Consider the following 12,989-nt stretch of genomic DNA (forward strand, 5'->3'; position numbering starts at 1 on the left):
CCCTCCTTACAGTTCAGCGACAAGTTTGTCCACGATGTCGCTGTTAGCAGCTTCATCCACGGAACGTTCGATGATCTTCTCGGCGCCAGCAACAGCCAGAATCGCAACCTGCTTACGCAGTTCTTCACGAGCACGTTTACGCTCAGCATCAATTTCTGCCTGAGCCTGTGTCACGATCTTAGTACGTTCCTGTTCTGCTTCAGCTTTGGCTTCGTCCAGGATCTGAGAACGGCGTTTGTTAGCCTGTTCAATGATTACCTGAGCTTCAGCTTTCGCTTTTTTCAGCTGGTCTGTCGCGTTGGCCTGTGCAAGGTCCAAATCTTTCTTAGCGCGTTCTGCGGAAGCCAGACCGTCAGCAATTTCTTTCTGACGTTTTTCGATGGCAGCCATTAAAGGCGGCCATACATACTTCATGCAGAACCAGACAAAGAGAATAAACGCGATGGCCTGGCCGAGGATTGTTGCGTTCATGTTCACAGCACAATACCTCTTTAATTTCTGTGGGTTAGGGTTTTAAAACTACTACTACTACGCGACAGCAAACATCACGTACAGACCCAGACCTACAGCGATCATTGGGATAGCATCCACCAGACCCATAACGATAAAGAACTGAGTACGCAGCAGAGGAATCAGATCAGGTTGACGCGCTGCGCCTTCCAGGAATTTGCCCCCGAGGATGCCGATACCGATCGCAGCACCGATAGCCGCCAGACCCATCATCACAGCGGCAGCCATGTACAGCAGATCCATATTCAGGTTTTCCATGACAGTCTCCAGTTTGTTTCAATTAAAACGTAGTAGTGTTGGTAAAAAATCAGTGCTCTTCAGACGCCATCGACAGATAGACGATCGTCAGAACCATGAAGATAAAGGCTTGCAGCGTAATGATCAGGATGTGGAAAATGGCCCATGGCACATTCAGAATCCACTGTGACCACCACGGCAGAAGACCCGCGATCAGAATGAAAATCAGCTCACCCGCATACATGTTGCCGAACAGTCGCAGACCCAGTGAAACAGGTTTGGACAGCAGGCTAACGCCTTCCAGGATCAGGTTGACCGGAATAAACGCCCAGTGGTTGAACGGCTGCAAGGTAAGCTCTTTCACAAAGCCGCTTACGCCTTTCATTTTGATGCTGTAGAAAAGAATCAGGATAAATACGCCCAGCGCCATCGACAGGGTGATGTTCACGTCCGCAGACGGTACAACACGCAGCGCTGGCAGGCCGAAGATGTGCTCGCCGATAAACGGCAGCAGATCGATTGGCAGCAGGTCCATCAGGTTCATCAGGAAGACCCAAACGAACACGGTCAGGGCCAGCGGAGCAATCAGCTTGCTCTTACCATGGTACATGTCTTTGACGCTGCCATGGACAAAGCCGATGATCATTTCGATGAATGTCTGGAATTTCCCTGGTACACCGCTGGTCGCTCGTTTAGCAACACCGCGGAACATGGCCAGGAACAGAAGACCCAAAACCACCGAGAAGAACATGGAGTCGATGTTGATCGTCCAGAAGGTGGCCGGGGGGTTATGTGGATCCACCAGCGAGAATGTACGCAGGTCCAGCTGAAGGTTATTCAGATGGTGACCTATGTAATCCTGCGGCGTCATATTTTCTGAAGCCATGATGCCTTTTACCCTTTGTTATTGATTACAGCTGGAGCCAGAACTTGTACCACCAGCACCAAAACCCACGTTGCTATCAGCGGCATGAAGACCACTTTCAAAACAGCCAGCGCCATCACCAGTAAAGCAAAGGTCAGCAACACCTTACACACTTCGCCGAGGGCGAAGGACCAGGCCACGCGGCCTTTGGCGGGTGTATGCGCCTGATGACGCCAGGCAAAAATCATAAACAACACGTTTGGCAGCACAACCGCCAAACCCCCGCACACGGCGGAGATGCCCCAGAAGGGGTCTTTGAGGCTAAACAGCAGTCCACTTGCTATCACAGCCAGAAACTGAACGAACAGAAGCTTACGAGCAACGTTTCTACTCAAGAGCGACACAGACATCACGTTTTTACTCCTGCTCCCTTCGAGGTATGCCGCGTGTCGTATAAAACGTCCTTTAAGGCTCAGAGTCAAGCATCAAAAAGCGGTCAAATTATACGGTGCGCACCCGTGATTTCAAACATTAAGTAGCGAAAAGGTGAATAAATGTTTAAATATTTTTCCCCACCGCTATTTTTTAACTTTCGCTGAAAGCGTCAACCTTCGACCAAAACTGCAAACAGCGCGAAAACGTTGGCGATAAAGCGTGCACGAGATCACAAAACACACATTTGCGATAAGGTTGTATTTATCAAAGGCGCAAATCGCATAAATTTATCTTTATGAAATTAAAAGCAAAAAGTCGTAACTATTTTCAAAACAGCCCAGTACACAATAAAAACGTTTTATTGACATTCTTAATAAATAATTAACATTGCGTTCTGGTTGCTGCCTTCCACTTTTAGCAGACTTATATTTTCACAGATGACTATCTTCTCGGTGAATAAAAGTGGCCAGGTTAACCAGAAGAAAAACCTTAGTGAAAAAGAGGTTAAAAGCTCACCGGTAAATCCCCGGTAGTTGTGCTGTTTTTTAACATGCGAAGAACAGCACAAATTCCACATTTTTTATTAATTTTTTAAAAATTGTTTGGCTTAATTATCACCAGATGACGCTCCCCATCGAGCTGAGGAATGTGTAATTTCTCGATGGATTCAACAGCAAAACCGTCCGGGAGCTGTTCAATTTCATCGCCTGGCAACTGCCCTTTCAGCGCATAAAAGCGGCCATTCTCTGCAGGCAAGTGCTTACACCAGCTCACCATATCATTGAGCGAAGCAAACGCGCGGCTGATAACACCGTCAAACGGCGGCTCTGCCGGGAACTCCTCTACCCTGCTCTGCACGGGCGTGATGTTTTCAAGCTTCAGCTCATGCTGTACCTGACGTAAAAAGCGCACGCGCTTGCCAAGGCTGTCCAGCAGCGTGAAGTGGCACTCAGGGCGAACTATCGACAGAGGAATGCCCGGTAAACCAGGTCCCGTACCCACGTCGATAAAACGCTCACCTTTCAGCCACGGGGCAACCACGATGCTATCGAGAATATGGCGTACCAGCATCTCGTTGGGGTCACGTACTGAGGTCAGGTTGTACGCTTTGTTCCATTTGTTCAGCATATCGACATAGGCCACCAGCTGATTTTTCTGGTGATCGGTGAGCGAAATACCTGCCTGATCCAGCAGACGAGAGAGTTTGTTAAGCACGGTGAATACCTGTTGGAAAACTTAGGTGGCGGGTGGCGCTTCGCTTACCCGCCCTACGGGTTCATCAGGCCCGGTAAGCGCAGCGCCACCGGGCAATGTTCTGGGAATTACGCGCTGCGGCGCAGCATGCCCTGCTTTTTCAGCCAGACCAGCAGGATCGAAATCGCTGCAGGCGTGACGCCGGAGATACGGGATGCCTGACCGATCGATACCGGTTTGTGATCGTTCAGCTTGGCGATCACTTCGTTGGAAAGGCCCGTCACCTGGCGGTAGTCCAGCATTTCCGGCAGCAGCGTGTTTTCGTTACGCTGCTGTTTCTCGATCTCATCCTGCTGACGCGCGATGTAACCTTCGTACTTCACCTGGATCTCAACCTGCTCTGCCGCTTCGGCGTCTTCCAGGCCCGGCGCAAACGCGGTCAGTTTGACCAGGTTCTCGTAGGTGACTTCAGGACGGCGCAGCAGATCTTCCCCGCTGGCTTCACGCGACAGCGGCGCGGTTAAGTGAGCGTTTACTTCGGCAGCGGTTTCCGCCTGCGGATTCACCCAGGTGGTTTTCAGGCGCTGGCGTTCCTGTTCAATGCGTTCCAGCTTTTCGTTAAACCGCGCCCAGCGCTTGTCATCGACCAGACCCAGCTCGCGGCCCATTTCGGTCAGACGCAGGTCGGCGTTATCTTCGCGCAGCATCAGGCGATATTCCGCGCGAGAGGTAAACATACGGTACGGCTCTTTGGTACCCAGCGTGCAGAGATCGTCAACCAGCACGCCCAGATACGCCTGAGAACGGCCTGGCGCCCAACCCTCTTTCTCAGCGGAGAAGCGTGCGGCGTTCAGACCAGCAAGCAGACCCTGTGCAGCCGCTTCTTCGTAGCCGGTGGTGCCGTTAATCTGCCCCGCGAAGAACAGACCGTGGATGAATTTGCTTTCCAGGGTTGGCTTCAGGTCGCGCGGATCGAAGAAATCGTACTCAATAGCGTAGCCGGGCCGAACGATTTTCGCATTCTCCATCCCCTGCATTGAGCGAACAATTTGCATCTGTACATCGAACGGCAGGCTGGTGGAGATGCCGTTCGGATAAATTTCATTTGAGGTCAGCCCTTCCGGCTCCAGGAAGATCTGGTGCTGGTTACGATCGGCAAAGCGCATCACTTTGTCTTCGATCGACGGACAGTAGCGTGGGCCGATCCCTTCGATCACGCCGGCATACATGGGGCTGCGATCGAGGTTATTGCGGATCACGTTATGGGTTTTCTCGTTGGTATGCGTGATGTAGCACGGTACCTGCTGCGGATGCTGAGCCGCATTGCCCATGAACGAGAACACCGGCATCGGATTATCACCGTGCTGTTGCGCCAGGACGCTGAAATCAATGGTGCGCGCATCAATACGCGGCGGCGTACCAGTTTTCAGGCGGCTGACGCGCAGCGGCAGTTCACGCAGACGGCGAGACAGTGGAATAGACGGCGGATCGCCGGCACGGCCACCGCTGTAGTTATCCAGACCGATATGAATTTTACCGTCCAGGAATGTGCCCACGGTCAGCACCACGGCTTTCGCACGGAATTTGAGACCCATCTGGGTCACGGCACCTACGACGCGATCGTTCTCAACGATAAGATCTTCAACCGCCTGCTGGAAGATCATCAGATTCGGCTGGTTCTCCAGGGCGGTGCGCACAGCCTGACGGTATAGCACGCGGTCTGCCTGGGCACGGGTCGCACGCACGGCGGGACCTTTACTCGCGTTTAGTATCCTAAACTGGATGCCTGCATGATCGATCGCTTTCGCCATCAGGCCGCCAAGTGCATCCACTTCTTTTACCAGGTGTCCTTTCCCAATGCCGCCAATCGCCGGATTACAGGACATTTGTCCCAGCGTGTCGATATTGTGTGTCAAAAGCAGGGTCTGCTGACCCATACGCGCTGCGGCCATTGCGGCCTCAGTGCCTGCATGACCCCCGCCAATGATGATGACGTCAAAAGGATCCTGATAAAACATGGTGATCTGCCTCGCGTAAAGCGGTATGAAAATGGATTGAAGCCCGGGCCGTGGATTCTACTCAACTTTAGTCTTTCGAGAAAGCATTGGGATCCTGGGCTATTAAAAAGAAGATCTTTTTATTTAGAGATCTGTTCTATTGTGATCTCTTATTAGGATCGCGAACTTGTGTGGATAAGTCCGATCTCATAAATAAGATCATGCAGTTAGAAAGGATCGTTTGCTGTGAATGATCGGTGATCCTGGACAGTATAAGCTGGGATCAGATCGCGACTTTATACACAGGTCAAAAACGATACAACAGTTGTTCTTTGGATAACTACGGGTTAATACGAGCTTTTAACCAGAGTTATCCACATCTGTTCGCGCGATCTTTAATCGTTTTTGAGTAAATTTTTCCATTCCGCGAGCCAGATCTCGGCTGGATCCTCCGGAATGTCATGATCGAGGATGTTGATCTTGAGCGTTTCACCCAGCTGTTTTGCTCCACAGGAGGTAACAGCGGCTTCAACTTTCTCTATTGCCCCGCAAAAGGTGTCATATTCACGACTGCCGATCCCCACCGCGCCAAAACGGACGTTTGACAGATCGGGCTGCTGTTCCAGCAGTTCGTCATATAAAGGTTGCAGGTTATCCGGCAGATCGCCCGCGCCGTGCGTGGAGGTGATCAGCAGCCAGACCCCGTCAGTCGGGAGATCTTCAAGCAACGGACCGTGCAGGGTTTCCGTAGAAAAGCCCGCATCTTCCAGCTTTTCAGCCAGGTGTTCCGCTACGTATTCCGCACCACCAAGGGTGCTGCCGCTGATAAGGGTAATGTCCGCCATTGATCGCTCGCCCAGATAAAGAGACGGCCATTGTACGCTGTGAACGAGCTGGGATCTACCTGTGGAAAATGTGGGAATGAATTTGCCCGATCACGGGCGGATGGTACGCATGATCGGGTTTTGCAGGGAGATCAGCGTCTCGGTGGACTGAATTTCATCGATTGTTTGGATCTTGTTGATAAGTACCTGCTGGAGGGCGTCGATGGATCGGCACATGACTTTAATAAAGATGCTGTAATGCCCGGTGGTGTAATACGCCTCGGTGACTTCATCCAGCGCGTTCAGCTTCGCCAGGGCGGAAGGGTAGTCTTTGGCGCTTTTAAGAATGATGCCGATGAAGCAGCAGACGTCGTAACCCAGATGTTTAGGACTGACGTCAATGCGTGCGCCGGTAATGATCCCCGCCTGCTTCATCTTCTCTACGCGGACGTGAATGGTTCCCGGGCTGACGCCAAACTGTTTTGCCAGTTCGGCGTAGGCGGTACGGGCATTGGCCATTAAGGCCTCCAGGATGCCGCGGTCGAGATTGTCGATCTGATAATTTTCCATAGCTTTTTCTTATGAAGATTAATGAATCACCCTATTCTAGCGTTTAATTTTATCGAATCAAAAGTGAAGGTGGCTTTTTGTTGATGAGTTATTGAATATGATGCCATTTCTGTTGCTTAATCAATATCAACAGGACGCAGGAGTATAAATAATGAAAACCGCTTACATCGCAAAACAACGCCAGATCAGTTTCGTAAAATCCTATTTTTCCCGCCAGCTGGAAGAGAAGCTTGGCCTTATTGAAGTTCAGGCGCCGATTCTGAGCCGCGTGGGTGACGGGACCCAGGATAACTTGTCTGGATGCGAAAAAGCGGTACAGGTGAAAGTGAAAACACTGCCAGACGCTCAGTTCGAAGTGGTTCATTCCCTGGCGAAGTGGAAGCGTCAAACTCTGGGGCAACACGACTTCAGCGCGGGCGAAGGGCTCTACACGCACATGAAAGCCCTTCGTCCCGATGAAGACCGCCTTTCTCCGATTCATTCCGTTTACGTTGACCAATGGGACTGGGAGCGCGTAATGGGTGATGGTGAACGCCACGTCGGTACGCTGAAATCCACCGTTGAGGCGATCTACGCCGGGATCAAAGCAACCGAAGCGGCCGTGAGCAAAGAGTTTGGTCTGGCACCGTTCCTGCCGGATACGATCCATTTTGTCCACAGCCAGGAGCTGCTGAGCCGCTTCCCGAATCTCGATGCTAAAGGTCGCGAGCGTGCGATCGCTAAAGAATTAGGTGCTGTATTCCTGATAGGTATCGGCGGCAAACTGTCTGATGGCAAACGCCACGACGTTCGCGCGCCGGATTATGATGACTGGAGCACTGCGGGTGAGGGCGAATTTGCCGGGCTGAACGGCGATATTCTGGTGTGGAACCCGGTACTGGAAGACGCATTCGAGCTTTCATCTATGGGGATCCGCGTTGATGCCGACGCGCTGAAGCGCCAGCTGGCGCTCACCGGTGATGAAGATCGTCTCAAACTCGAGTGGCACCAGGCGCTGCTGCGCGGTGAAATGCCTCAGACGATCGGCGGCGGTATCGGCCAGTCCCGTCTGACCATGCTGCTGCTGCAATTACCCCATATCGGTCAGGTTCAGTGTGGCGTCTGGCCGCAGCAGGTACGTGAAAGCGTCGGTTCTCTTCTGTAATTAACGCTGCCAGCGTCTGAGCAGGCGGCTACGCAACCCGGTATCAAAGCGCCAGATATGATCGAAGATGCGCATGATGCCGGGTTTTCCATGGGCTGACATCGCCACCGCGTGAAAACGGTGCTGATGCACCCGCTGTAACTCCTTCACCTTATTCACCACGTCATCCGGCAGCCGCTGGGCAATAAAATCGGAAATCACCACCGCGTCAGCGTCGTACCAGTCGCCACCCTGCATACGCTCCACAATGCTGCGAAAGCAGCTGGCCAGATCCGTGCCGCCGCGAAAACGCTGGCTCAGGAAGCGGATTGCCTGCTCGATACCCTGCTGGTTCGTCAGCTCATAGCCCACCACCTCGCTGGAGAAAAGCATAATGAAGCAGCGACGGCGATCGGCGAGCGCGACGCGCATCAGTGCCAGACAGAACGCCTTCGCACACTGCTCGTTAAACCCGCCCATCGAACCGGATGTATCCACGCAAACAATGAATGGCCCGCGCGGCTGTTCATCAAAATCCTGATGGACGACCGGCCGTTGGCTGACTTTCTCGCGCCAGGCTTCGCCGTGCAGTCGATAGGTGAGAAGCTGTTTTTCCACCAGCCGACGATAGAACTCATACTCCAGCTCGGTCATCCCCAGCGTGCTCAGCTCGGTCGGCAGCAGGCGCAAAATGTCATCGCTTTGCTGGAGCCCGTCGACCTGCTCCGGCACGGTAGCCGGTTCGCGCACCAGGGTGCGGAAGGTTTCCATCGGGGCATCTTTCTTTGGGACCGATTTTGCCTCCCTTGAGCGACCCAGCTGTTCTGCAAGCTTCATCAGCTCCGGCTGCTGCGCCAGAAAATCGCCGTACTTCACGATCAGCTGGTAGTCACCGCGCTTCAGCTGCCCGGCGCTCATGTCCCACAGACGTCCGGCGGCGTTTTCATTCTCCACCAGCACCTGTTCAAGCTGGCCGCTCAGCGTCATCCGTTCCTGAACTTCACTGAGCAGCTGTTCACGCTCTTCATCCAGCAGCTGCTGATTCAGCGTTGTGGCCTGAACCACCAGGCTGAGGCGCCAGCGCTGTAAGAAGAGGGTATGCAGTGCGGGGGTAAAGGTGGCGTTATCCGTGACCAGCGCCCGGGCCTGGCTGGCAAACGGAGAGTGGACGTTATCGAGCAACGTCAGGGTTTGCGGGAGCTGGACGATAAACTGCGACGTGGAGAGCCGCTGGCACTGCTGATAGCAGGCCACCTCTTCCGTTAACTCAGGAGGAACTTCGGTCTCCCTGAACCGCTGACGCAAATTTTCTCGCCAGCGGGGCAGATCGTCCGTCATCGCCTTTTTAAGCTTCGGAAATTTTTCGAAGAAGGCCGCCAGCTGCGGCGATGCCAGGAGGGTAATAACTACCTCCTCGATCAGACCTTCCTCACTGACGGCCAGCATGACGTTAAGCGTATCCAGCGTTAGCATTGACGCGCCTGTTTGATCTGCGCGCTGACGTCCTGCAGGCTGGCTTCGATGCGACCTAACCAGTCGCTATGAATAAAGAGGCATTTTTGCTGCTCGCTAAAGCGGGTGTGCTGCTGATGCCATTCGGTATCCAGCGCTTCCAGCTGCTGCTTAATCTCTTCCGGCACGCTATCCGAAGCGGTTCCCGGAAGCGCAAGACGCGATCCCTGGAGGCTGACGTCGCGGATCACCAGGTGCTGGCTGCTGTCCACTTCCATATTCAGCGGCTGCGCGAAACCAATGCCGTTGAGTTTTCCTCGGATCTCTCCGCCCTTATCCAGCCACTGCGCCAGCGCCTCGCGCTCAATCGTAATGTGCACCACCTGCATATCATGCAGTTTAAGCGGCTGCTGGAGCAGCAGCGTTAGCGTTGCGCCGGTCAGATCCGCGGGAAGCTCGTAGTGCGGTTTGCGGGCGAACATGCCCCCAAGGCGATTCACTTTCAGCGCGGTTTTATCACTTTGCTGCTGCTGGAGCTGGATGCGTCGCTGGGCAATAGCCCCCAGCTGGTTGAGCATTGCCTGCTGTCCCCAGGCGTGTCCGGTCATCAAAACGTCAAGCTGCTGCTGCATCAGATTCATGCCTTCTGCATCGTGCCAGAGGCAATCTTTCAGCAGGATCAGATCGATTGGCGCGACGGCATCACGGCCGCTGAACAGGGCGCTCGCCTGCAGCAGGCGGATCGCTTTTTCCACCGGCGATCGGAGACATAGGGTGCTGAGGGGATGAGATCAAGCTGCTGGCGCAGCAGATAGATCAGCTCGAAGACAGCGTCTGGCAGTTTGATTTTGCCGATATCCTGCTGCCACTGGTGATACTCCTCATCCGTCACCTGCAGCGAAGCGGATACCGGGTTTTCACTTTCATCCTGCTGGCTGACCAGCATGGAGCGGAAGTTGGACTTATCCTGCACTTTGTCCAGCCACAGGCGGATAAGCATACGGTCATACAGCGCTTCCAGACTGCTGTCGGCTTCAGGCAGTTCGTTAGAGGCGGCCACCAGCAGGCGCATCGGGATTTTCTCTTCACTGGCGCCGTTACGGAATCGACGTTCGTTTATCGCCGTGAGCAGCGTGTTCAGAATAGGCGGCCCCGCTTTCCAGATCTCATCAAGAAAAACAATCTCAGCCTCAGGCAGATACCCCGCCGTCAAGCGCTCATAGCGCCCTTCATCTTTCAGCGCCTGAATGGAAAGCGGGCCAAAAACTTCTTCTGGGGTGGAAAAGCGGGTCATGAGATATTCGAAGGCGCGGGCGTTCTGAAAAGCAAATTTGAGCCTGCGGGCGATCAGGCTTTTGGCAATGCCCGGCGGTCCCAGCAAAAACACGCTTTCACCGCTCAGCGCCGCCAGTAAACACAGGCGAATGGCGTGGCTACGCTCGAAAAGGCCTTTCTCCAGTGCGCTGCTGAGGCGGGAAATTCTTTCTGCTAATAAATGTGAGTGAGCCATAATAGTTTTGCATCCTTTCGCCGTCGTGGCGGCCAATTGAAGCGAGTATAGACGTTTCAGTCAGGGCTGGTAATAGACTGAAGTGCGGCGCAATTTTCTTTGCGCTACATTAATGCGGTTGCATTTAGGGGTACGATTTTGCAATGAATCGTGCATACTGTGCGCTTTTTGTGGGCCAAGGGACCGGGAACACATTTGTTATTTAAACGAAAAGACTAGTCTATGAGCACTGATAATAAGCAATCATTACCCGCAATAACGCTTGCGGCGATCGGGGTTGTCTACGGTGATATCGGCACCAGCCCGCTTTATACGCTTCGTGAATGTCTGTCCGGCCAGTTTGGTTTTGGTGTTGAACGCGATGCCGTGTTTGGCTTCCTGTCCCTCATTTTCTGGCTGCTGATCCTGGTGGTTTCCGTTAAATATCTCTCCTTCGTTATGCGTGCTGATAACGCAGGTGAAGGTGGGATCCTGACCCTGATGTCTCTTGCCGGGCGTAATACCTCTGCCAGGATGACCTCTGTGCTAGTCATTATCGGCCTGATTGGCGGCAGTTTCTTCTACGGGGAAGTGGTGATAACGCCGGCTATCTCGGTGCTGTCGGCGATAGAGGGGCTGGAGATTATCGCTCCGCAGCTCGATTCATGGGTGGTTCCGCTGGCCATTATTGTCCTGACGCTGCTGTTCATGATCCAGAAGCACGGTACAGGGCTGGTGGGCAAACTGTTCGCGCCGATTATGCTGGCCTGGTTCCTTATCCTGGCGGCGCTTGGCTTGCGCAGCATTATCGCGAACCCGGAAGTGCTGCATGCGCTGAACCCTTACTGGGCGGTGCATTTCTTCCTCGAATACAAAGTGGTTTCCTTCGTGGCGCTGGGGGCCGTCGTGCTCTCCATCACCGGTGTGGAAGCGCTGTATGCTGACATGGGCCACTTCGGGAAACTGCCTATCCGCGTGGCATGGTTTATTGTGGTGCTCCCGTCGCTGGTGCTGAACTACTTCGGTCAGGGCGCGCTGTTGCTTAAAAACCCTGAAGCGATCAAGAACCCGTTCTTCCTGCTGGCGCCTGACTGGGCGCTGGTGCCGATGCTGATCCTGGCGACGCTGGCGACCGTCATTGCTTCCCAGGCGGTGATTTCCGGCGTGTTTTCTCTGACGCGCCAGGCCGTGCGTCTGGGGTATCTCTCGCCGATGCGCATCATCCATACCTCAGAAATGGAGTCGGGCCAGATCTACATCCCGTTCGTTAACTGGCTCCTCTATTTCGCTGTTGTCATTGTTATCGTCAGCTTCGAGCACTCCAGTAACCTGGCTGCGGCGTACGGTATTGCCGTAACCGGTACGATGGTGCTGACATCGATTCTCTCCACCACGGTGGCGTACCGAAACTGGCACTGGAATAAATTCCTCGTGGCGATGATTCTGGTGGGCTTCCTGTTTATCGACGTGCCGCTGTTCTCAGCGAACCTCGACAAAATTGTCTCCGGTGGCTGGCTGCCGCTGACGCTGGGTCTGGTGATGTTCATTGTCATGACCACCTGGAAAAGCGAGCGCTTCCGCCTGCTGCGCCGCATGCACGAGCACGGAAACTCTCTTGAGGCGATGATCGCTTCTCTGGAGAAATCCCCGCCGGTCCGCGTGCCGGGTACTGCGGTATATATGTCTCGCGCGCTGAACGTCATTCCGTTCGCGCTGATGCATAACCTCAAGCACAACAAAGTGCTGCACGAGCGCGTGATCCTGCTGACGCTGCGCACCGAAGATGCGCCGTATGTACACAACGTGCGTCGCGTGCAGATCGAGCAGCTGTCGCCGACCTTCTGGCGCGTGGTGGCAAGCTACGGCTGGCGCGAAACGCCAAACGTGGAAGAGGTGTTCCACCGCTGCGGCCTGGAAGGGCTGAGCTGCCGGATGATGGAGACGTCGTTCTTTATGTCGCACGAGTCGCTGATCATCGGCAAGCGCCCGTGGTATCTGCGCCTGCGCGGCAAGTTGTACCTCATCCTGCAGCGTAATGCCCTGCGCGCGCCTGACCAGTTTGAGATCCCGCCTAACCGCGTGATTGAGCTGGGAACGCAGGTCGAGATCTAATCCCTTCTGAAAATGCCGGGTGGCGCTTCGCTTACCCGGCCTACCAAACCCCTCGCCAACCCTCAATAATTGTCTTTGCATTTCACTTAGCGAAACGTTTCGACGTCGATCACAAATCTGTTACGTCATGATGGTTTTCTGAACATTCTTGAGATTAAACTGATGTCAGCGAAACGTTTCG

Annotated in this window: 11 protein-coding genes and 1 pseudogene; 2 read left to right on the plus strand and 10 right to left on the minus strand. The window is 53.9% G+C overall.

The window, feature by feature from the left end; translation table 11 throughout:
• Positions 1-6: 6 nt before the first annotated feature.
• From atpF to asnC, 8 genes are all read right to left on the minus strand, one after another.
• Positions 7-477 (minus strand): F0F1 ATP synthase subunit B, encoded by a 471-nt coding sequence (atpF, locus tag ACJ69_RS17225; protein ID WP_014072436.1) that lies wholly within the window; start codon positions 475-477, stop codon positions 7-9.
• Positions 478-528: 51 nt separating this feature from the next.
• Positions 529-768 carry a F0F1 ATP synthase subunit C gene (atpE, locus tag ACJ69_RS17230; RefSeq protein ID WP_000429386.1) on the minus strand — a complete coding sequence of 80 codons (240 nt, stop codon included), beginning with the start codon at positions 766-768 and terminating at the stop codon, positions 529-531.
• 49 nt (positions 769-817) lie between these two features.
• On the minus strand, positions 818-1,633 hold the full coding sequence (gene atpB / locus ACJ69_RS17235) for a F0F1 ATP synthase subunit A (protein WP_023309789.1): 816 nt from the start codon (positions 1,631-1,633) through the stop codon (positions 818-820).
• 8 nt (positions 1,634-1,641) lie between these two features.
• Positions 1,642-2,022 (minus strand): F0F1 ATP synthase subunit I, encoded by a 381-nt coding sequence (gene atpI / locus ACJ69_RS17240; protein WP_023333920.1) that lies wholly within the window; start codon positions 2,020-2,022, stop codon positions 1,642-1,644.
• Between the two features lie 616 nt (positions 2,023-2,638).
• Positions 2,639-3,262 carry a 16S rRNA (guanine(527)-N(7))-methyltransferase RsmG gene (rsmG, locus tag ACJ69_RS17245; RefSeq protein ID WP_059347384.1) on the minus strand — a complete coding sequence of 208 codons (624 nt, stop codon included), beginning with the start codon at positions 3,260-3,262 and terminating at the stop codon, positions 2,639-2,641.
• Between the two features lie 107 nt (positions 3,263-3,369).
• A complete protein-coding gene (gene mnmG, locus ACJ69_RS17250) occupies positions 3,370-5,259 on the minus strand; it encodes a tRNA uridine-5-carboxymethylaminomethyl(34) synthesis enzyme MnmG (protein ID WP_059347385.1) in 1,890 nt (629 codons plus the stop codon).
• A gap of 374 nt (positions 5,260-5,633) precedes the next feature.
• Positions 5,634-6,083 (minus strand): FMN-binding protein MioC, encoded by a 450-nt coding sequence (gene mioC, locus ACJ69_RS17255; protein WP_023309786.1) that lies wholly within the window; start codon positions 6,081-6,083, stop codon positions 5,634-5,636.
• A gap of 90 nt (positions 6,084-6,173) precedes the next feature.
• Positions 6,174-6,632, minus strand: coding sequence for a transcriptional regulator AsnC (gene asnC / locus ACJ69_RS17260; protein ID WP_023333916.1), 459 nt, complete (start codon positions 6,630-6,632; stop codon positions 6,174-6,176).
• 151 nt (positions 6,633-6,783) lie between these two features.
• On the opposite strand from asnC, the gene asnA reads away from it, so the two are divergent.
• Positions 6,784-7,776, plus strand: a complete 993-nt coding sequence (gene asnA, locus ACJ69_RS17265; RefSeq protein ID WP_054829784.1) for an aspartate--ammonia ligase — start codon at positions 6,784-6,786, stop codon at positions 7,774-7,776.
• On the opposite strand, the gene viaA is transcribed toward asnA, so the two are convergent.
• Both viaA and ravA read right to left on the minus strand, forming a co-directional pair.
• Positions 7,777-9,228 carry an ATPase RavA stimulator ViaA gene (viaA, locus tag ACJ69_RS17270; protein ID WP_054829783.1) on the minus strand — a complete coding sequence of 484 codons (1,452 nt, stop codon included), beginning with the start codon at positions 9,226-9,228 and terminating at the stop codon, positions 7,777-7,779.
• Positions 9,222-10,717: pseudogene (gene ravA / locus ACJ69_RS17275) on the minus strand (ATPase RavA). The gene viaA and the pseudogene ravA overlap by 7 nt, the downstream one beginning before the upstream one ends.
• 222 nt (positions 10,718-10,939) lie before the next feature.
• Here ravA and kup point away from each other — a divergent pair.
• A complete protein-coding gene (gene kup / locus ACJ69_RS17280) occupies positions 10,940-12,808 on the plus strand; it encodes a low affinity potassium transporter Kup (protein WP_032662093.1) in 1,869 nt (622 codons plus the stop codon).
• The last annotated feature ends 181 nt before the right edge of the window (positions 12,809-12,989 follow it).

The organism is Enterobacter asburiae, assembly GCF_001521715.1.
Lineage (GTDB): Bacteria > Pseudomonadota > Gammaproteobacteria > Enterobacterales > Enterobacteriaceae > Enterobacter > Enterobacter asburiae.

Coding starts and splice junctions, on each gene's coding strand:
- atpE (WP_000429386.1), bottom strand. CDS start 768: ATGGAAAACCTGAATATGGATCTGCTGTACATGGCTGCCGCTGTGATG.
- atpB (WP_023309789.1), bottom strand. CDS start 1,633: ATGGCTTCAGAAAATATGACGCCGCAGGATTACATAGGTCACCATCTG.
- atpI (WP_023333920.1), bottom strand. CDS start 2,022: ATGTCTGTGTCGCTCTTGAGTAGAAACGTTGCTCGTAAGCTTCTGTTC.
- mnmG (WP_059347385.1), bottom strand. CDS start 5,259: ATGTTTTATCAGGATCCTTTTGACGTCATCATCATTGGCGGGGGTCAT.
- mioC (WP_023309786.1), bottom strand. CDS start 6,083: ATGGCGGACATTACCCTTATCAGCGGCAGCACCCTTGGTGGTGCGGAA.
- asnC (WP_023333916.1), bottom strand. CDS start 6,632: ATGGAAAATTATCAGATCGACAATCTCGACCGCGGCATCCTGGAGGCC.
- asnA (WP_054829784.1), top strand. CDS start 6,784: ATGAAAACCGCTTACATCGCAAAACAACGCCAGATCAGTTTCGTAAAA.
- viaA (WP_054829783.1), bottom strand. CDS start 9,228: ATGCTAACGCTGGATACGCTTAACGTCATGCTGGCCGTCAGTGAGGAA.
- kup (WP_032662093.1), top strand. CDS start 10,940: ATGAGCACTGATAATAAGCAATCATTACCCGCAATAACGCTTGCGGCG.